Here is a 20,889-nt window from a genome sequence, read left to right as displayed (position 1 = left end):
AAGAACTGGTATTTTTATTTACCGCTGTCACCATAGTTTTTTAAAACTCGAGCACTGGGATCATCAACATTACAGTTTTCCCAATCTTTATTTGGCATCCAAAAGTCTTTGACCCATTTTGCTTGCCCCGGATAAAACGATTCAAAAATATCACGGTATAAGAGAGATTCTTTAGTAAAAGGTGTTGCAAAAGCATATTTTTCTTTAGCTTTAATAACATCTTCATCAGTATATAAAGTAGCTGCATATTCTTTTAAATAATCAACCATTGAATGACCAACAGCGTCTGAAAATGCGGCCTTTTCCCTAAATAAAATTTCATCAGGTAAATAATCCTGATTTTCAAAAGCATGTCTTAATAAATATTTTCCTTTATTATAGATATTCATTTTCTTAGCTGGATCAATACTCATTGAATAATCAACAAAATCAATATCTGCAAATGGAACCCGTCCCTCTAAAGCGTGAGCAGAGATACAACGATCAGCTCTTAGAACATCATACATATATAATTCTTTAATTCGCTTTTGTGCTTCTTTTTGAAATTGTGATGGATCTGGTGCAAAATCAGTATATTTGTAGCCAAATAACTCATCGCTTACTTCACCGGTTAGAATAACTTTTAAATCAGTTTTTTCATGAATATATTTACATAATAAATACATTGCCATACTGGCTCTGATCGTTGTGATATCATAAGTTTCTAAATGAAAAATAACATCTCTTAAATTTTCTAATAGATCTTCCTTGGTCATAATTACTTCTGTATGATCAGTTCCTAAGTAATCAGCAACTTGTTTAGCATACTTTAAATCAATAGGATCAGTATCCATACCGATTGCAAAGGTTTTGATTGGTTGATCATTTAAACGTGCGGCAATCGCACAAACCAAGGATGAATCTAAACCACCGCTTAATAAATATCCGATTGGAGCATCGCTTTGCAATCTTTTTTTCACTGCTTTTTCTAATTTGAGGCGTAAATTTGTTGCAATTGTTTCTAAATCATCGTTATTGATCGTTTTAGGATTACTTAAATCATTATAACAAATAAATTTGCCATCTTCATAATAATGCCCTGGTGGAAATGGCATTATTTCTTGGCATAAAGGAAATAATCCTTTTGCTTCTGAAGCAAAGCAGATCTTACCGTCTTCTTTATGATATCCATAGAACATAGGGCGAATTCCCATTGGATCACGTGCAGCTAAAATTTTATCCTTTTTGGCATCATAGATTACCATTGCAAATTCGGCATCTAAAAATTTACATAATATCTCTATCCCGTATTTGTGATATAGCGGAATCAGTACTTCACAGTCACTTCCTGACTTAAAAGTATAGTCCGTTTCTAACATAGCTTTTAAGCTATGATAGTTATAAACTTCACCATTGCAGACAAGAACACAATCCTTATAGACAAAAGGCTGATTACCTTTTGATGACAAATCCATAATTGAAAGACGGTTAAATCCCCAGGTTATACCGTTGTTAATGCTTACATGTTGATGATCAGGACCACGATAAGCAGCCTGATTTAATGCATCATTGAATACTTGTAATTCTAATTCACTACTTCCTACTACTAAAAAACCGCACATAATTTGTTTCCCCCTTAAAATTATTGTTGCGAGAATATAAAAACTCGCCTAAAGAAGCGAGTACCGTATAACTAGAAAAGGAATTTATAGTTACATGGTACGGAAAATACTTCATAGAGTACTCGATACCCGCCAATAGTAACGTTACTGGTAACGTTCTAGCCTACTTGCATAATGCTTTCGGTAGACAGCTCTTAGGTGTTCTTCATAAACTACTTCACTATCAGGCTTGCACCGTTCCCTGATTCGCTAAAGCTTCTGTAGATTACTACTCTCCTCGTCATTGCTTTTAATTACTTTATAGTAATTGAAAATAGTATATATTATTTTTTTATTAAATGCAATAAAAAAGCTTCAATACGATAGAAAAAATTGCAAAATAATAAAAAACCATCATCAGATGGTTTTACAAACATCAATCCATTCTGCTTTAATATAGCTAGAAAGTTCATCAATCGTTAATTCAATAGCACTGTTAGAATTGCCGCAGGCAGGAAAAACTGTTTGAAATCGCTTAAGTGATTCATCAAGATAGATAGTAACATCAGGATTAACGCCAAAAGGGCATACTCCCCCAATATCATGACCGATGATTGGCAATACTTCATCGCGTGCGAGCATTTTTGCTTTGGTTTTAAAGGTTTCTTTGTATTTGCGATTATCGATTTTAACATCACCAGCAGTAACAATCAAAATCGCGCGTTCGTTGATTTTAAAAGATAATGTCTTAGCAATACGTTCAGGCGCACAGTTTAAAGCTTTAGCAGCAAGTTCAACAGTAGCACTAGAAACATCGAATTCGATAATATCTTGTTCCCGGTTGAATTGTTTCAAATAATTTTTAGCTTGTTGTAGTGACATGATGCAACCTCCTTATAAATTAAAGCAATTCTACCATAATTATTAATATTTTCAAGCAAAAATATTGAGATGATAATAAGACTAATTTATTATTGATTTGAGACTAAAATAGGTTATTTTAGGGTTATAATACTAGTATCAAATATTATCTTTAAATATATTTGACAAAATAACTATCTTTTAATAAACTTTGATTATATTGAGAGGTAGAAAAATGACGTATAAATTAATTGCATTAGATTTAGATGGTACTTTGAAGAGTACTGATAAACAAATCTTACCAAAGACAAAAGCCATCTTGCAGGAGCTGGCAAAAAGAGGTGTAGTGATTGTTTTGGCTTCAGGTCGTCCAACTGCTGGATTGTATGCAGAAGCTAATGAGCTGGAATTAGATAAAACAGGTGGCTATTTACTATCATTTAATGGTGCTAAGGTTGTTGATTATAAAACAAAAGAAATCATATATCAAAAAGTGTACGATGCTAAAACGGCACATCAGGTTTATGAGCGAGCGAAACAGTATAATTTGGCGGTAATGACTTATACTGATGAATTGATTCTTACAGAAGATGAAACCGATGAGTATGTTTGTATTGAAGGCGATATTAATCATATGCCAATCAAACATATTGATAATTTTAAAGATGCAGTGAATTTTTCTGTAAATAAAGTCTTATTAACGGCAAAGCCTGAATATGCTGAGACAATACTTGATGAGTTTAAGGCACCATATGGTGATTCTTTAAGTATTTATCGTTCAGCACCATTTTTCATTGAAGTGATGGCGCAAGGAATTGATAAAGCGGCTTCATTGCAGGCTTTAATTGAGCGTTTAGGAATTAAACGAGATGAAGTAATTAGCTTTGGTGATGGTTATAATGATTTGAGTATGATTGAGTTTGCAAAATTCGGTGTAGCAATGGCCAATGCAGTTGATGAAGTAAAAAAGAGAGCGGCTTATATCACTTTATCAAATGATGAAGAAGGAATTTATGAGTGCTTAAAGATGTTAAGTGAAAAGGGTGAAATTTAATGTTACCAAATGATATTAATATGCTAGTGAGTTTTTTAAATACTAAATTACGTGATGATGATATGTCATTGGCACAAATATTAGAAATTAATGATGCTAATGAAATTGAAATCATGGAATTATTGGATGTGAATGGATATTATTTTGATGAAAAAATTAACCAAATAAAAATTAAATAAGGCAGATCAATATGATTTGTCTTTTTTTATGATTATATTTTTAATCATCTGATATTATTAAAGACAATCTTTTACTTTTTAATGATAAATGCTATAATGTAATTTAATTAAGGGGGACATGTCAAATGTTGAAGTTAGAAGATTTTAAAGCCGCAAAGCAAAGAGTTGATGAAGTAATTTTAGAGACACATTTAATTCATAGCGATGCTTTTTCAGCTGAATGTGGTAATGATGTTTATATCAAACCAGAAAATTTACAAAAAACTGGTGCTTTCAAGATTAGAGGTGCCTATAATAAGATCGTGAAATTAGATGATGAAGCTAAAAAGCATGGATTAATTGCATCTTCAGCGGGAAATCATGCTCAAGGGGTTGCTTATGCAGCTAATAAACTAGGAGTTAAGGCAACTATTGTAATGCCTAGTCATACACCATTGATCAAGGTTGAGGCAACAAAGGCCCATGGTGCTGATGTGGTTTTAGCTGGCGAGGTTTATGATGATGCTTACGCTAAGGCAGTTGAACTACAAGAAAGTGAAGGGTATACTTTTGTCCATCCGTTTGATGATGAAGATGTTATGGAAGGACAAGGGACGATCGCATTGGAGATTCTTGAAGAATTACCAGATGCTGATATGATTTTAGTACCAATTGGTGGCGGTGGCTTAATTTCGGGGATTGCTGCAGCTGCTAAATTAATTAAACCCGATATTCAAATCATTGGGGTTGAACCTGAAGGAGCGGCAAGTGCTTCTGCAGCTATTCAAGAGGATCAGGTAGTTTTATTGAGTGAGGTTAATACGATTGCCGATGGTACAGCTGTGCAACAAATTGGCTCTAAAACGTTTAAATATATTAAAGAATATGTTGATGATATTGTTTTGGTCAATGACTATGAATTGATGGAAGCATTCTTGTTATTAGTTGAAAAACATAAGCTGGTAGCTGAAGGTTCTGGGATTTTAGCTTTAGCAGGATTAAAGAAGCTAAAAACTAAAGGGAAGAAAGTTGTATCATTGATCAGTGGTGGAAATATTGATGTGTTAACTATTTCGTCTATGATTAATAAAGGACTTATTTCAAGAGGACGAATTTTTACTTTCTCTGTTCAATTACCTGATAAACCAGGGCAGTTGGAATTAGTATCGAAGGTTTTAAATCAATGTAATGCCAATGTAATTGGTGTTGACCATAATCAGTTTAAAAATTTTGCTCGTTTTTCTGAAGTAGAATTAAGAGTAACAGTTGAGACTAATGGTAATGCGCACATTCAAATGATTATTGATGAGTTTAATAAACTTGGGTATACAATTACTAAAATAAATTAATATTTTTACATAAGGGTAGGCAGCAGCTTATCCTTTTTATCATATTTATTTTTATAATATGAAAATTAGAAATATTGAAGGGATTAGGCTTTTATAATGAAGATATATGATTTATTTATATGAATAAAAGGAGAGTGATTTAATAATGGAGAAATGGTGGCAAAAGGAAGTAGTTTATCAGATTTATCCTAAAAGCTTTAAAGATAGCAATGGTGATGGAATTGGTGATTTACAAGGAATTATTGAGAAATTAGATTATTTTAGTGATTTAGGGGTAACGAGCCTATGGTTATGTCCAATTTATGCTTCACCAATGGATGATAATGGTTATGATATTAGTGATTATTATGCAATTAATCCTATGTTTGGAACAATGGAAGATTTGGATGAGTTAATTAAAAAAGGAAAAGCACGAGGAATTAAGATAATTATGGATTTAGTTGTAAATCACACCTCTGATGAACACCCATGGTTTAAAGCAGCAATCGCTGATCCGACGAGTAAGTATCGGAATTATTATATATTTAAACATGGAAAAGATGGTCGTGCGCCAACTAATTGGCGGAGTATTTTCGGTGGCTCAGTATGGCAAAAAGTTACTGAAGATGAATATTATTTTCATGCTTTTTCAAAAAAGCAACCATGCTTAAATTGGGAAAACCCTGTATTACGGCAAGAAATTTATCAAATGATCAACTGGTGGTTAGATAAAGGAATTGCAGGATTTAGGGTGGATGCCATTAATTTTATTAAAAAGGATCAACGTTATCAAGATGGTGAGCCTGATGGTGAAGATGGATTAGTGTCTTGTATCCCTTTTGCGCGTAATCAGCCAGGAATTGAAGTTTTCTTTAAGGAATTAAAGGAGAATACGTTTGCTAAACATGACTGTATGACAATTTCTGAGGCTTATGGGGTATCATATGATAAATTAGGTATCTATATTGGTGAAAATGGATGTTTTGACAGTATGTTCGACTTTAATTACTCTAATTTTGATATTGGAGATAATGAGGAATGGTTTATTCGTAAAGACTGGACTGCAAAACAATTTAGAGATTTACTATTTACTTCACAAGTCGAAGTAAATAAAGTAGGCTGGGTAGGAACTTTCCTAGAAAATCATGATCAGCCGCGTTCTTTAGATAAGTTGATTGTAAATAAAGCAGATCATGGTTATTATAGTGCTACAATGATTGCTTCAATGTATTTCTTTTTAAGAGGGGTTCCCTATATTTATCAAGGAGAAGAATTAGGAATGGCAAATTGTGTTCGGCGATCTATTGATGATTTTGATGATATTAGTTCACATGGCCAATATCAAAGAATGCTTGAAGAAGGATTTAGTGAAAGTGAGGCATTGGCTCTAGTTAATAAACGCAGTCGTGATAATTCTAGAACTCCAATGCCGTTTGATGACAGTCAATATGCTGGGTTTTCTGATGTTGAACCGTGGTTAGCGTTAAATGAAAGTTATCCAGTTATAAATGTTAAGGCACAGTTTAATGATCCGGATTCAGTTTATAGTTTTTATAAGAAAATGATCTATTTAAGACAACAAAGTGTTTATAGTAATACTTTAACTTTTGGAAGCTTTATTCCCGATGAATGTGAAAATGATAATTTGATTGTCTACCAGAGAAGTTATCAAGGACAACTTATTGTCAATGTATGTAATTTTTCGAATCAAGAGCAGCCATTTATTTGTGCTAAAGAGCTTATTTTAAATAATTATAAAGAATATGATGGTAAAGTATTGAAACCATATCAAACGATTATGTATCTTGAAGAAAATAAATAAAATATGATAAAAGAGATTTCATTCAATGAGATCTCTTTTTTGTTGGAGGGAAATGTGAGATATTATTGTCGTTCTCCTTGTCAGAGTGTCATTATATTAGTGATATAAATCAACAAAGGAGCAGAAAGATGAAAAGAAAATTAAATCAATATATTCGAAAGTCACTGTTAGTTGCAGTGACTTTTATTTTGGTGTTTTGTAATGCTGTAACTTATGTCAATGGACAGCAATATCAAATTAGTGCAGGTGAGAAAATTAAATATCCTAGCTGGTTTGACAGTAGTGGAACCTGGTCAACACGAATGTATACTGTAGATGGAAAAATAGCATATTGTTTAGAAGCAAGCAAACATTCACCAGGTAATGGAACTGTAGGAGAAGGAAGTTATGTAGATAATGAAAATCTTCAAAAAGTACTTTATTATGGCTATGGGGGTCCTGCTGATACACTATCAACAGATGGTGTAACTAGTGTTGAAATGGCATATCTGTTAACTCATATTGCCGCAAGCTATTATTATGCTGGAGATCTTCATGGTGTTGACTTGGAAAAACTACGTGGCTGGGGCTGGGCAGAATGGATCGAAGCAATCCCTAATCGTCCTGCAATTCCTAAAGGAGAGATTGGATTTTCAAAAAATAGTTTGAAAATGTATCAAAAAGATGGTAGGCAGCGGAGTGAAGAAATTACGGTAATTGGTGATGCTGATGCTACTTTAACGATGGTTTTAGACAAAGACATGGAATTACATAATTTAACGACAAATCAAACAGTTACTGGGACGGTACAATTAAGTAGTGGTCAAAAATTCTATTTATCGTCTCCATTAACCAAACGAGACAATTATAACTGGTCGAGTGGTTCTTTGATGGGAACAACGAATAGTTATTATCGACCTTTAGTTTTAACGATTGACGATGAAACCCAAACGATTGGAACAATGGTTTTAGGGAATGGAGAAACCAAACCAACTAGTTTGCAAGTAGAATATTTACCAGTGGGGAGTTTGAAATTAATCAAAACAAATGAGGATAAACAGATGCTAGATGGGGCGGTATTTAATTTGAAGGGGAAAAATAATGATTATAATCAAGATCATGTGGTTAAAAATGGCGTATTACAAATAGATAATTTATTAGTTGGAGATTATATCTTAACGGAAATTAAGACACCAGCCGATCATGATAGTCTTAATAAGGAATACACTGTTACGATTAAAAGTAATGAAGTGACTACAAAAACAATTGTCAATGAATTGATACCAGTCGGTAAATTAATAATCAATAAGAAACTAGAAGGACATTTAGATGATTTATCTGGAATTGAATTTAAGATAACTGCTAAGGAGGACATTAAAGATATAATTACAGGGACAGTTCTTTATCGAGCTGGTATGCCAATTGGTCAAAATCAAGGAATTTATATTACAGATCAAAATGGACAAATTATTATTGATAAGTTACCGATGGGAAGTTATCTTATTAGTGAGGTAAAGACTTTACCGGGATATGTATTTGATGATACTGTTTATGAAGTAGCTTTTAATAAAGAAGATAGGGTTACCAAAGAATACCAGTATACTTTAAATGTAGAAAATAAATTAACACAAACAACAATTTCTAAAATTGACGCTCTAACTAAGCAATTATTACCAGGAGCAACATTAGAACTATATTTAAAGGATGGAGAATCATTGAGTTTGATTGAACAATGGGTATCAACTGATGATGCACATTTAATCAAGGGGCTGTTAGTTGATTGTGAATATGTTTTAAAAGAGGTCAAGGCTCCAGCCGGTTATACACTTGCGCCGGAACTTACGTTTAAAGTTGAGAACAGTGAGAGTATAAAAGAAATAGTATTTGAAAATCAGCATATTCCTGTGGTACCAACTGGTGATATAAGCGATTATAGTGGTTATGCTGGAATTGCATTAATAAGCTTTATATTCTTTTTAATTTTTACAAAACAGAAACGTAGAATATTATAAATATGACGAAAGCCCCAGTTAATGGGGCTTTTAATTAAGCTATTAAAATGAAATTATTACCAATATTTATTGATAGTCATATTTAAATCAACGTTACCATTGATTCCTCTAATTTGACCAGTTTCACTATATTGTAAAATATGATATTCTTCTTCTAATACTGGAGTATCATTATAACGTGCTTTCCATTTAATGTAAGAATCTAGTTTTTTATCAGTTAATTTAGTTGTCCACCAGTGATGATTAGCATAGATTCCTTTTTTATTTTGATTTTGAATGTTATCTAAAAAAGTTGTAGCTACGATTGTTAATTGATCATTTGTTAAAGCCCCTTGAAAAGTTTCATCTTCTAAATCAATAAAAACCCCAAGTTCGGGAACTCTTCCATCTAGTAAATGATTAACATATTCAGCCTCTTTTTTTGCTTGAGTAGCTTCAGTGGCTAAAGAATAATAATATACACCGTAAGGAATATTTAAATTTTGACATTGCTTGATATTTTGTTCAAAAAGCGGATCAACTTTGGTTTTGGTACCATCAGTTAGAGAAGTATAGCCGCAACGGATAATCACAAAATCAATTTCTTGACGAGCTAACTGCAAATTCACATTATTATTCCATTTAGAAATATCAATGCCAATATATTGGCCGTCTTTAGCTAATCGATCATTATGATTAAAGACTAATATACCAGTAACAATTAAACTAAATGATAAAGCAGATACGATGATTTTGATTAGATTACGTTGCTTTTTAAATCGCTTAAATAAAAATGGCAGTAAACAAAATATCATAATTAGTAAAATAACGATACTATGGGTCAGATACTTTGGTAAATATTGTTTATAATATAATGAACATGAAAAAAGAAGGGTACCAGCAATAAAAAGAAAAATAATATTTTTTTGACTAAAAATTTTATTTTTAGTTTTCTTTTTCATGATATCACCTCGACAACTAATTCTAACATAATTAAAAATAGTTGTCGATTGATGCTTATTGATGATTTTGTTTTTCAAGTTCTTCAAGAATTTGATCTAATTTATTATGAAGATCCTGAATAATGATTTCAGTTTTCAAATTTACTTTATAATCATTTTCGTTTCTTTGACGATCTTTTTGCTCTTGACGATTTTGCGACATCATAATAATAGGTGCTTGAATCGCAGCAATACATGACAAAATCAGATTTAAAAGAATAAAGGGATAAGGATCGAGGCTATCTTTAGCAAGGATATTATAAATCATCCAGGAAATTAGTAATATAATAAAAATAATGATAAAAGTCCAACTACCACCAAGATGAGCAATTTTATCAGCAATTTTTTGTCCTAGTGTTTCATCCTTACCATCAGGTAAAGCAACTGTTTTTTCAAGAACAAGATGAATTATTTCTTCATCCTGCATATCATCACGAACATTTTCAATGATTTCATTTATTATTTTAGTGTGTGTTAAATTTTTCATTAAAACCATCCTTTTATATAGTATTTACAGCTTGTTTTGTTTTAAACGCAATAACTAGATTTTAAATAAAAATATGGATTTTGAAGAAGGTTTCTTACAATGATAACTAATTATAAATTTGTTGAATAGTGTCATTTAGTTTTGTATACTAATATGGATAAAGTTATGAAGGAGTGATTATGATGTTTAAAGTATTTGGTGAACGCATTGTTAAGACTATTACTGATCATTTTCAATTCTTTTATATTTCTATTTTTTATAATTAACATATCATTTACTTGATATGTTTTTTTGTGAAATTAATCAAGATTATACGGAGGAACAAAAATGCCAAAAAGAGAAGATATTAATACAGTATTAGTAATTGGTTCAGGTCCAATTATTATTGGTCAAGCTTGTGAATTTGATTATTCAGGAACTCAAGCGTGTAAAGCTTTAAGAGGGTTAGGTTATAAGATCGTGTTAGTGAACTCAAATCCTGCAACGATCATGACAGATCCGGAAACTGCTGATGTTACTTATATTGAACCATTAAATGTAGAACGATTAACACAGATCATTGAAAAAGAAAGACCAGATGCGTTACTTCCTAACTTAGGTGGGCAATCAGCATTAAACTTATGTTCTGAATTAAATGAGGCTGGTGTTTTAGAAAAATATAACGTTCAAGTATTAGGAGTTCAAGTTGATGCGATTGAACGTGGTGAAGACCGTTTAGAATTTAAAAAAGAAATGGATAAATTAGGCATTGAAATGGCTCGTAGTGAGGTTTCAACAACTGTTGAAGAAGCCTTAGCAATTGCTGAACGGTTAGGTTATCCAGTAGTTGTGCGCCCTGCTTATACTATGGGTGGTGCCGGTGGTGGACTGGTATATAACGTTGAAGAATTAAAAACAGTTGTATCTCGGGGGTTACAAGCTAGTTTAGTTGGTCAATGTTTAATCGAAGAATCTATTTTAGGTTGGGAAGAATTAGAAGTTGAAGTTGTTCGTGATGCTAACAACAACATGATCACAGTATGTTTCATTGAAAATATTGATCCATTAGGAGTTCATACTGGAGATTCATTCTGTAGCGCTCCAATGTTAACAATTAGCCAAGAAGTGCAAGATCGTTTAAAAGACCAAGCATTTAGAATTGTTGAATCAATTGGTGTAATTGGAGGGACAAATGTTCAATTTGCTCATGATCCAGAAACTGATCGAATCGTTGTTATTGAAATTAATCCAAGAACATCTCGTTCATCAGCTTTAGCATCAAAAGCAACAGGATTCCCAATTGCTTTAGTTTCAGCAATGTTAGCGGCTGGTTTGACTATGGAAGATATTCCTTGTGGTAAATATGGAACTTTAGATAAATATGTACCTGATGGTGATTATGTTGTAATCAAGTTTGCACGTTGGGCATTTGAAAAATTCAAAGGGGCTGAAGATAAACTTGGTACTCAAATGAAAGCTGTTGGGGAAGTTATGAGTATCGGCAAAACTTATAAAGAAGCTTTCCAAAAAGCAATTCGTTCATTGGAAATTGGACGTTATGGCTTAGGGTATGCTAAAAACTTCAATAAGTTATCTAAAGAAGAATTATTACATATGTTAACTGTTCCAACTAGCGAAAGACAATTCATTATGTATGAAGCGTTAAGAAAGGGAGCAACAGTTGAAGAATTATTTGAACTAACACAAATCAAACATTACTTCATTGAACAAATGAAAGAATTAGTTGAAGAAGAAGAAAATATAAAATCATACGAAGGTAAAGAATTACCGGCTGAAGTACTAAAACAAGCAAAACAAGATGGATTCTCAGATAAATATTTAAGTCAAATTTTGAATGTTGAGGAAAATGTAATTAGAGAAGAAAGATTAGCTAATAATATTAATCAAGCATGGGAACCAGTACACGTAAGTGGAACAAAGGATAGTGCTTATTATTATTCAACATATAATGCTGAAGATAATAGCGACATTCATCACGATAAAAAGAAAATTATGATTTTAGGTGGTGGACCTAATCGTATTGGACAAGGAATTGAATTTGACTATTGCTGTGTTCATGCTGCTTTAGCATTAAAGAAATTAGGATTTGAAACAATTATTGTTAACTGTAACCCTGAAACTGTATCAACTGACTATGATACATCTGATAAATTATACTTTGAACCACTAACATTAGAAGATGTTTTAAGTATTCATGAAAAAGAAAAACCAGTAGGTGTAATTGCACAATTTGGTGGACAGACACCACTTAACTTAGCTGCTCAATTAAAGAAAAATGGTGTGAATATTTTAGGAACAACACCAGAAACTATTGATATGGCAGAAGATCGTGACTTATTTAATGCAATGATGGAAAAATTAGAAATTCCAATGCCTGAATCTGGAATGGCAGTAAATGTTGAAGAAGCATTAGAAATTGCTAAAAGAATCGGCTATCCATTAATGGTAAGACCTTCTTATGTTTTAGGTGGTCGTGGAATGGAAGTTGTTTATGATGATGAAAGTCTTGAACAATATATGAAAGCAGCTGTTGGGGTAACTCCTGATCGCCCAATCTTAATCGACCGTTTCTTAAATAATGCTATGGAATGTGAAGCTGATGCAATCAGTGACGGTGAAACTGTTTTTGTTCCTGCGGTTATGGAACATATCGAATTAGCTGGTATCCACTCAGGTGATTCAGCATGTATCTTACCCTCTAAACATATTCCTATCCGTCATTTAGAAACAATTAAAGAATATACAAAGAAAATTGCTAAAGAAATGAATGTTCGTGGTTTAATGAATATGCAATATGCAATTGCTGATGATAAAGTATATGTATTAGAAGCCAATCCAAGAGCTTCAAGAACAGTACCACTAGTTTCAAAGGTATGTAATATTAATATGGTAAAAATTGCGACAGATATTGTTACTCGTGAATTGACTGGGCGTCCTTCACCAGTACCAACTTTAACAGAAAAGAAAATTCCTCATATTGGAGTTAAACAAGCAGTTTTCCCATTCAATATGTTCCCGGAAGTAGATCCTGTTTTAGGACCTGAAATGCGTTCAACTGGAGAGGTATTAGGAATTGCCAGTTCATATGGAGCAGCTTTATATAAAGCTGAAGAAGGGGCGAAAACAATTTTACCAACTGAAGGAAAAGTTTTGATCAGTGTTAGTGACTTAGACAAACCAGAAGTTGTTGAGCTTGCACAAGGATATTATGATGCTGGATTTACTATTGTAGCAACAGGGAATACTTATAACTTGATCAAAGAAAGTGGTATTCCAGTAGAAAAAATCAAAAAAATTCATGAAGGTCGTCCAAATATTAGTGATGCTTTAACTAATGGTGAATTAGCAATGATCATTAATACACCTCATGGTAAACAAAGTGCTCATGATGATAGTTATATTCGTAAAGCTGCAATTAAAATGAGAATTCCATATATGACTAATATTGCTGCTGCTAAAGCATCATTAGAAGGAATTATGGAAATGAAAATTCATGGTAGTCATGAAGTTAAATCTTTACAAGAGTATCATTTAGCAATTAAATAAAATTTAAATTTAAGCTATTCCCACCAAAGTAGATAAATGAGATAATTTCACTAAATCTATGGAGGTGGGATTTTATTGTGTTTGTATCAATGATTTTTTATTATTAGGCTTGAAAATATTAATCTATATCAATAAATTTGACTCGTGATAATAAAAAAGTATAAAAATATCTTGAATATTCAAATGATTTCTACTATACTATACAAGAATAAGAAAGGAATGAGGCATATGTTGGTGTTTTTTAAAGAATTAGTAAGTGAAAAATTTGATATTATGAACTCATTTTTATATTTTTATTGTTATTAAACATATCAGTTATATTGATATGTTTTTTTATAGTAATTAAGGAGGATGAATGATGAAAGCATACTTAATTTTAGAAGATGGCAGTGTATTTGAAGGAACAAGTATTGGTGCAGTTAAAGAAGTAGTTAGTGAGTTTGTATTTAATACTTCGATGACAGGATATTTAGAAGTGTTAACAGATCCTTCTTATGCTGGTCAGTCAGTCGTAATGACTTATCCATTAATTGGGAATTATGGGGTTTGTTTAGAAGACCAAGAGTCAAGTAAACCACATGTAGAGGGATTTATTGTAAATGAACTAGCTAGATTGGGAAGTAATTTTAGAAAAAATATTGATTTAGAGGAATACCTAATCCAACATGATATTCCTGGGATTCAAGGAATTGATACTCGAAATCTAACGAAAATTATTCGTAATATTGGATGTATGAATGGAATGATAACAACAACTAAATATGAAAATCTTGATGAAGTAATGAAACGGATTCATGCTTTCAAAGTAACTGGAGTTGTGGAACAAACTACATGTAAAGAGTCTTATACAATTGGTACTGGAGATAAAAGAGTTGCTTTATTAGATTATGGAGCAAAAGCTAACATTGCTAAAAGTTTAGTGAAACGTGGATGTCAAGTTACAGTCTATCCTGCCAGTACGCCAGCGTCAGTTATTCTAAAAGAAAAGTATGATGGAATCATGCTTTCAAATGGTCCTGGAGATCCTGAGGAAAATGTTCAAATTATTGAAGAAATCAAGCTGCTTGCAAGTAGTCAAACACCGATTTTTGCGATTTGTTTAGGACATCAGTTAATGGCTTTAGCCCATGGTTTCAAAACTGAAAAGATGAAGTATGGCCATCATGGTGCTAATCATCCGGTTAAAGATTTAGAAACTGGTCGAGTATATATTTCTACTCAGAATCATAATTTTGTGATTAAAGAAGATTCAATTGATTCAGCAGTAGCAAAACCATGGTTTATCAATGTAAATGATAAGACAATCGAAGGTGTTACTTATCTTAAAGAAAATATTAAAACAGTACAATTTCACCCTGAAGCATGTGCTGGTCCATTGGATACTGATGCTTTATTTGAAGAATTTATAAAGATGATGGAGGGAAAATAGAATGCCAAAAGATAGTAGAATAAAAAAAGTATTAGTAATTGGTTCGGGACCAATTATTATTGGTCAAGCAGCAGAATTTGATTATGCTGGAACTCAAGCTTGTCGGGCATTAAAAGAAGAAGGGATTGAAGTAGTTTTAATCAACTCTAACCCTGCAACAATCATGACTGATAAGGATATTGCTGATAAGGTTTATATTGAGCCCTTAACCGTACCGGTTGTTAAAAGTTTAATAATTAAAGAACAACCAGACAGTATTTTGCCAACCCTGGGTGGTCAAAATGCTTTGAATATTGCGATGGCATTAGCTGATGAAGGTTTTTTAGAAGAACATAATGTTCAAACGATTGGGACTTCAACTAATACGATTAAATTAGCCGAAGATCGCTTAGAGTTTAAAACCCTAATGGAAAATATTAATGAACCATGTGCAGCCTCATTAGTTGTTAATCATGTTGATGATGCTTTAGAGTTTGCTAAAAAGATTGGTTATCCAGTTGTAGTACGTCCTGCTTATACTTTAGGTGGAACGGGAGGCGGAATCGCTTATGATGAAACAGAATTACATGATATCTGTTCAAATGGATTAAGGTTATCACGAGTTAGTCAATGTTTAATTGAAAGGTGTATTGCCGGATGGAAAGAAATTGAGTATGAAGTAATGCGTGATGGTGCTGGAAACTGCATCACTGTATGCAACATGGAAAATTTAGATCCTGTAGGAGTTCATACTGGTGACAGTATTGTTGTAGCGCCAAGCCAAACTTTATCAGATAAAGAATATCAAATGTTAAGAACCTCTGCTTTAAATATTATTACAGCATTAGATATTCAAGGTGGGTGTAATGTTCAATATGCGCTAAATCCCGATAGTTTTGAATACTGTGTAATTGAAGTAAATCCACGAGTTAGTCGTTCTTCAGCTTTAGCTAGTAAAGCTACTGGTTATCCAATTGCAAAACTAGCAGCAAAGATTGCTTTAGGGTACACATTAGATGAAATCATCAATGCAGTAACAGGGAAAACTTATGCTTCATATGAACCAACATTAGATTATGTCGTATGTAAAATTCCTAAATGGCCATTTGATAAATTTGTTGATGCTTCAAGGGAATTAGGGACTCAAATGAAAGCAACTGGAGAAGTTATGAGCATTTGCAATAATTTTGAAGGTGCGCTAATGAAAGCATTACGTTCACTGGAGCAAAATCTTTACTATTTGCATCTAGATGAACTTGATGGAAAAGATGTTGAATTTCTCCAAAAGAAATTAAAAGATGTTGACGATCAAAGAATTTTTGCGGTAGCAGAAGCATTACGCCAAGGAATTAGTGAAAAAGAAATTCATGATATCACAAAAATTGATTTATGGTTTATCGATAAAATCAAACATTTAGTAGAAGTAGAAAAGGAATTACAAAATAAAGAATTAAGTGGAGAGTTATTGAAAAAAGCTAAACGTTTAGAATTCCCAAATCAAGTAATTGCTAAGTTAACAGGTAAAACTAGTGATGAAGTAAAAAATATGTGCCAAGAAAATAAAATTAACGCAGTGTATAAAGTGGTTGATACATGTGCGGCTGAATTTGATGCAACAACTCCATATTATTATTCAGTCTATGGTGGAGTAAATGAAGTAAATCCAGCTGATGATAAGAAAAAAATAATGGTTTTAGGTTCAGGACCAATCAGAATTGGACAAGGAATTGAATTTGATTATTGCTCAGTTCATTGCGTTTGGGCTTTAAAAGAAGCTGGTTATGATACAATTATTGTAAATAATAATCCTGAAACAGTAAGTACTGACTTTGATATTGCAGATCGCTTATATTTTGAACCATTAACACCAGAGGATGTTGAGAATATTGTTAATATCGAACATCCTGATGGAGCAATTGTTCAATTTGGTGGTCAAACTGCAATCAAACTAACAAAGGCATTAATGGAGATGGGGGTTAAAATTTTAGGAACATCAGCTGACGATGTTGATGCAGCTGAAGACCGTGAAAGATTTGATGAGATTTTAGAAAAATGTGAAATTGATCGTCCTCGTGGTTCAACAGTCTTTACAATTGAGGAGGCTTTAGAAGTTGCTAATCGATTAAAATATCCAGTTTTAGTTCGTCCTTCATATGTTTTAGGGGGAGCAGGAATGGAGATCTGTTTAAATGATGGTGATGTAAAGAAATTTATGAAAATCATTAATCGTCAATATCAAGAACACCCAATTTTAATTGATAAATATTTAGCTGGTAAAGAAGTAGAAGTTGATGCTATTTGTGATGAAAATGGAATACTGATTCCGGGAATTATGGAACATGTTGAACGTGCGGGAGTCCATTCAGGTGATAGTATATCAGTTTATCCAACTCAAAAGATCAAACAGCATATTAAAGATACGATTGTTGAATACACAGGTCGTTTAGCTAAAGCTTTAAATGTCATCGGTTTAATTAATATTCAATTTATTGTATATGAAGACCAAGTATATGTAATTGAAGTAAATCCTCGTTCAAGTAGAACAATTCCATATATTTCTAAAGTAACAGATATTCCGGTGGTAGATGTGGCAACTCATGTTATTATGGGAAAAACAATTAAAGAACAGGGATATGAATATGGCTTAGCACCAGAAAAAGAAACAATTGCGATTAAAATGCCGGTTTTCTCTTTTGAAAAAATTAAGGGAGCTGAGATTAGTCTTGGTCCAGAAATGAAATCAACAGGAGAAGTGCTTGGAATTTCAACTGATTATGATGAGGCAATTTATAAAGCATTTATTGGTTCAGGAATCAATTTACCAAAGAAAAAGAATATTATTTGTACGATTAAAGATTCTGCAAAAGATGAATTTTTACCAATTGCAAAACAATATTATATGTTTGGTTATGATTTATATGCAACCGAAGGAACTTATAATTTCTTAAAAGAAAATGATGTACCAGTTAGTTTAGTGAATCGCATTAGTGCTAAAAGTAACACATTGTTTGATTTAATGTTAACAGATACTGTTGATTTAATCATTGATATTCCCACTCGCAATGATAACTTAAAAGATGGTTTCTTAATTAGAAGATTTGCTGTAGAAGCAGGAATTCCAATCTTTACTTCATTAGATACTGCTCAAGCATTGATTACTAGTTTAGAAAAACGTCATAAAGGGGATACTTCTTTAGTAGATATTACTAAACTAAAATAGTTTAAAACAGACTTAGTGAGATTGCATCATTAAGTCTGTTTTTTGTAAAATATAAACTTTGATAAGTAGTTTCTTGATAAAATTATGGCCAATAACATTATTATTTTGAGTTGTTAATGAAGATAATTAACTTTATGTTTTTTTATATTGAAGTATAATTATTGAAAGAGGTAGATAATATGTATACATATGAAATGCTATATCGGTTGTGTAGCTAAGAATCTAGTGATAGTGTGATTGCACACTATTTATTAATGCATTTAAATTCATTGGAACAGTTGACGATTAAGAAAGTTATTGATGATGTAGGGATCTCTAAGGCTTCTTTACATCGTTTTTTTAGTAAGGATGGCTATGAGAGTTTTAAAGATTTAATTACTATATTAGATGAAGAAGTAAAACAGAAAAAAATGTTTAATATTGATTATCAACAGTATCGTTCCAATATGGCTTGGAGTGCTCTAGAAACTGAGTTTGAAGATCACCAAATTAGAATTCTAATAAAGACAATAAAAAAGCTAAACGAGTTGTTTTTTATGGTAATTCATGGGAGATATCATGTTTTAAAAGACTTAGTTTTTATTTATTTAATCATGGGATCGATATTTAAATTTTTATAATCTTAGAGTTTCTTATAATAAGATTATATCTAGTTAAAAGTAATGAAATTAGATTATTTTCTTGATATGGGTTACAATTACATATGGAAGTGATAAAATGAATATGAAAAGATATGAATTTGATGCTGTAATTAAAAAAGTACCGAATATAGATGGTGCTTATGTTGATTTTCCATACGATGTAAAAAAGGAATTTAATAAAGGACGTGTAAAAGTCATTGCTACATTTGATGGAATCGAATATTTAGGAAGTTTAGTAAAAATGAAAACCCCTAATCATATTATTGGGTTGAGAAAAGATATTCGAAAAATAATTAATAAACAACCAGGAGATATTGTTCACGTAACGATTCAAGAACGTGAATAATAGTAAATAAAACAAGGGGTGAAAAAGATGCTAAAAGTAGAGTCTAAATACACAAAGAAGTACCTATTCGCCATCTTGTTTTTTATTATAATGTCAATTATATGTGTAACTATTTTTTTAACTAATATCAATAGTGGGATTAATGAAAAAGTTCAAGAAATTTTACTTAACGAAGTAATTTCTCATCGCAAAAGTTTGGAAGCGACGATCTCTATACAATATCAAGAATTAGAAGGGATATCTGGGTATATCACTAGCTTAAACACACGTGATATGTCACAATTGATAAATTTTACTAAAGCATTTGTTTCTAAAAATGGATTTGATCGAATTGTTGTGGCGTTTGAAGATGGAATTGGATATCTAAGTGATGGTAGTAGTTATGATATAAGTACTAGAGGATATTATCAAGATACGATGAATGGAGGAGCTAGAAATAGTGAACCAGTAGATTCAGTTATTGATGGTGAGCGTAGGATGGCTTTATCTGTTCCAATTTATAGTCAACATGGTCAAATAATCGGTATGGTAATGGGATCTTATGATGTACGGGCAATTAGTGAAATTGAGTTTTCTAATTTATATAATAACAAGGGTTATACTTATTTAATTGATTATTCTGGTAATTTTTTGATTAATGATCAGAAGCTTCATAATTATCAAGGAAATTTTTATGACTATTGTCAGGAAAGTAATATTTTAAGTAATCAGCAGCTGCAGCAGATAAAAACAGACATTAGTAATTATGTTTCAGGATGTGTTTTGACTAAAGGAGGTAAAGAAACACGTTATTTAGTATATGTTCCTTTAGAGTCAAGTGAGTGGGTAATTTGTTATTCTGTATTAGTCTCTGATGCATTTCAAGATTATCAGTTTATTATGAAATATGAGACATATTTGCTGGGAGCTGTTGCAATGGTTCTAACAGTTACGGTTCTTTATATTTTTATTGTAAATAAAAAAGAGCGTCGTGTTTTGTTAAAAAGAGCTGATTATGATAGTTTGACAGGTTTATATAATCGTCGGAAATTAACAGAGGAAATTAAGAGGTATTTAAAAGCTCAAAGTGAATTTGGATTAGCGATTTTAGATATTGATGATTTTAAGAAAATCAATGATACATATGGTCATCCTATTGGTGATATTATTTTGAAAGAAATTGGACAAATTTTAAGAGATAATCTTGGTGAATATTTGGTCGGACGTTTAGGCGGTGACGAGTTTGTTATCTTAATTGAAAATGTTCAAATTATTAATATTGTTATTCAAAAACTTGAACTGACTTGTAACCAAATTGCTAAAATAAAAATAGAAGAACATCCAGATATTGTTGTCACATGTAGTTGTGGGTTAGCAGTTGCACCAAAGGATGGAGAAACCGTAGCGGAACTATATAAGGCTGCAGACAGTGCCTTATATATTGCTAAATCATTAGGAAAAAATAAATTGGCAAAATTTTAAGGAGAA

General features: G+C 32.0%; 15 protein-coding genes. 11 read left to right on the top strand and 4 right to left on the bottom strand.

Annotation, left to right across the window (positions count from 1 at the left end; translation table 11 throughout):
- Nucleotides 1–14: 14 nt before the first annotated feature.
- Together asnB and KSU54_RS00610 are read right to left on the bottom strand one after the other, a co-directional pair.
- Nucleotides 15–1,601 (bottom strand): asparagine synthase B, encoded by a 1,587-nt coding sequence (gene asnB / locus KSU54_RS00615; RefSeq protein WP_003537043.1) that lies wholly within the window; start codon nt 1,599–1,601, stop codon nt 15–17.
- A 396-nt stretch (nt 1,602–1,997) separates the two neighbouring features.
- A complete protein-coding gene (locus KSU54_RS00610) occupies nt 1,998–2,462 on the bottom strand; it encodes a YbaK/EbsC family protein (protein WP_003537045.1) in 465 nt (154 codons plus the stop codon).
- A 214-nt stretch (nt 2,463–2,676) separates the two neighbouring features.
- On the opposite strand from KSU54_RS00610, the gene KSU54_RS00605 reads away from it, so the two are divergent.
- From KSU54_RS00605 to KSU54_RS00585, 5 genes are all read left to right on the top strand, one after another.
- Complete coding sequence (locus tag KSU54_RS00605) at nt 2,677–3,495, top strand: Cof-type HAD-IIB family hydrolase (RefSeq protein WP_003537047.1); 819 nt, start codon at nt 2,677–2,679, stop codon at nt 3,493–3,495.
- Entirely contained in the window at nt 3,495–3,674 is a 180-nt protein-coding gene (locus KSU54_RS00600; RefSeq protein ID WP_003537049.1) for a DUF4250 domain-containing protein, read from the top strand. Before KSU54_RS00605 ends, KSU54_RS00600 begins: the two co-directional genes overlap by 1 nt.
- A gap of 125 nt (nt 3,675–3,799) precedes the next feature.
- Nucleotides 3,800–5,002, top strand: coding sequence for a threonine ammonia-lyase (gene ilvA / locus KSU54_RS00595; RefSeq protein WP_003537050.1), 1,203 nt, complete (start codon nt 3,800–3,802; stop codon nt 5,000–5,002).
- Nucleotides 5,003–5,147: 145 nt separating this feature from the next.
- Complete coding sequence (locus KSU54_RS00590; protein ID WP_003537052.1) at nt 5,148–6,803, top strand: alpha-glucosidase; 1,656 nt, start codon at nt 5,148–5,150, stop codon at nt 6,801–6,803.
- Between the two features lie 128 nt (nt 6,804–6,931).
- Nucleotides 6,932–8,794, top strand: a complete 1,863-nt coding sequence (locus KSU54_RS00585; RefSeq protein WP_003537054.1) for a thioester domain-containing protein — start codon at nt 6,932–6,934, stop codon at nt 8,792–8,794.
- A 56-nt stretch (nt 8,795–8,850) separates the two neighbouring features.
- Here the strand turns inward: KSU54_RS00585 and KSU54_RS00580 are convergent, their stop codons facing one another.
- A complete protein-coding gene (locus tag KSU54_RS00580; RefSeq protein WP_040434247.1) occupies nt 8,851–9,735 on the bottom strand; it encodes a GH25 family lysozyme in 885 nt (294 codons plus the stop codon).
- A gap of 55 nt (nt 9,736–9,790) precedes the next feature.
- Nucleotides 9,791–10,261: a DUF1003 domain-containing protein gene (locus KSU54_RS00575; RefSeq protein WP_008793046.1), complete on the bottom strand. Its 471-nt coding sequence runs from the start codon at nt 10,259–10,261 to the stop codon at nt 9,791–9,793.
- Nucleotides 10,262–10,588: 327 nt separating this feature from the next.
- Here KSU54_RS00575 and carB (KSU54_RS00570) point away from each other — a divergent pair, with 327 nt between their 5' ends.
- The 6 genes from carB (KSU54_RS00570) (at nt 10,589) to KSU54_RS00545 (ending at nt 20,883) form a co-directional block, all read left to right on the top strand.
- Nucleotides 10,589–13,807 carry a carbamoyl-phosphate synthase large subunit gene (gene carB, locus KSU54_RS00570; protein ID WP_003537059.1) on the top strand — a complete coding sequence of 1,073 codons (3,219 nt, stop codon included), beginning with the start codon at nt 10,589–10,591 and terminating at the stop codon, nt 13,805–13,807.
- Between the two features lie 358 nt (nt 13,808–14,165).
- Nucleotides 14,166–15,236: a carbamoyl phosphate synthase small subunit gene (locus tag KSU54_RS00565; protein ID WP_009300698.1), complete on the top strand. Its 1,071-nt coding sequence runs from the start codon at nt 14,166–14,168 to the stop codon at nt 15,234–15,236.
- A gap of 1 nt (nt 15,237) precedes the next feature.
- Nucleotides 15,238–18,435: a carbamoyl-phosphate synthase large subunit gene (gene carB / locus KSU54_RS00560; RefSeq protein ID WP_003537061.1), complete on the top strand. Its 3,198-nt coding sequence runs from the start codon at nt 15,238–15,240 to the stop codon at nt 18,433–18,435.
- Between the two features lie 233 nt (nt 18,436–18,668).
- Complete coding sequence (locus tag KSU54_RS00555; protein ID WP_226814466.1) at nt 18,669–19,055, top strand: hypothetical protein; 387 nt, start codon at nt 18,669–18,671, stop codon at nt 19,053–19,055.
- A 97-nt stretch (nt 19,056–19,152) separates the two neighbouring features.
- On the top strand, nt 19,153–19,422 hold the full coding sequence (locus KSU54_RS00550) for a DUF1905 domain-containing protein (protein ID WP_008793043.1): 270 nt from the start codon (nt 19,153–19,155) through the stop codon (nt 19,420–19,422).
- A gap of 27 nt (nt 19,423–19,449) precedes the next feature.
- Nucleotides 19,450–20,883: a sensor domain-containing diguanylate cyclase gene (locus KSU54_RS00545; protein WP_003537064.1), complete on the top strand. Its 1,434-nt coding sequence runs from the start codon at nt 19,450–19,452 to the stop codon at nt 20,881–20,883.
- The last annotated feature ends 6 nt before the right edge of the window (nt 20,884–20,889 follow it).

It is taken from the genome of Erysipelatoclostridium sp. MSK.23.31 (assembly GCF_019125875.1).
Classification (GTDB): Bacteria; Bacillota_I; Bacilli_A; order Erysipelotrichales; family Coprobacillaceae; genus Thomasclavelia; species Thomasclavelia ramosa.
Note: the sequence above shows the minus strand (reverse complement) of the source record. Positions and strands in the feature narration are given on the sequence as shown.

Bases quoted from the DNA above. Each gene is read 5' to 3' on its own strand.
- KSU54_RS00590 (WP_003537052.1), top strand. From the start codon at position 5,148: ATGGAGAAATGGTGGCAAAAGGAAGTAGTTTATCAGATTTATCCTAAA.
- KSU54_RS00545 (WP_003537064.1), top strand. From the start codon at position 19,450: ATGCTAAAAGTAGAGTCTAAATACACAAAGAAGTACCTATTCGCCATC.
- KSU54_RS00605 (WP_003537047.1), top strand. From the start codon at position 2,677: ATGACGTATAAATTAATTGCATTAGATTTAGATGGTACTTTGAAGAGT.
- KSU54_RS00565 (WP_009300698.1), top strand. From the start codon at position 14,166: ATGAAAGCATACTTAATTTTAGAAGATGGCAGTGTATTTGAAGGAACA.
- KSU54_RS00550 (WP_008793043.1), top strand. From the start codon at position 19,153: ATGAATATGAAAAGATATGAATTTGATGCTGTAATTAAAAAAGTACCG.
- KSU54_RS00610 (WP_003537045.1), bottom strand. From the start codon at position 2,462: ATGTCACTACAACAAGCTAAAAATTATTTGAAACAATTCAACCGGGAA.
- KSU54_RS00575 (WP_008793046.1), bottom strand. From the start codon at position 10,261: ATGAAAAATTTAACACACACTAAAATAATAAATGAAATCATTGAAAAT.
- KSU54_RS00580 (WP_040434247.1), bottom strand. From the start codon at position 9,735: ATGAAAAAGAAAACTAAAAATAAAATTTTTAGTCAAAAAAATATTATT.
- KSU54_RS00600 (WP_003537049.1), top strand. From the start codon at position 3,495: ATGTTACCAAATGATATTAATATGCTAGTGAGTTTTTTAAATACTAAA.
- KSU54_RS00585 (WP_003537054.1), top strand. From the start codon at position 6,932: ATGAAAAGAAAATTAAATCAATATATTCGAAAGTCACTGTTAGTTGCA.
- carB (WP_003537061.1), top strand. From the start codon at position 15,238: ATGCCAAAAGATAGTAGAATAAAAAAAGTATTAGTAATTGGTTCGGGA.
- asnB (WP_003537043.1), bottom strand. From the start codon at position 1,601: ATGTGCGGTTTTTTAGTAGTAGGAAGTAGTGAATTAGAATTACAAGTA.
- carB (WP_003537059.1), top strand. From the start codon at position 10,589: ATGCCAAAAAGAGAAGATATTAATACAGTATTAGTAATTGGTTCAGGT.
- ilvA (WP_003537050.1), top strand. From the start codon at position 3,800: ATGTTGAAGTTAGAAGATTTTAAAGCCGCAAAGCAAAGAGTTGATGAA.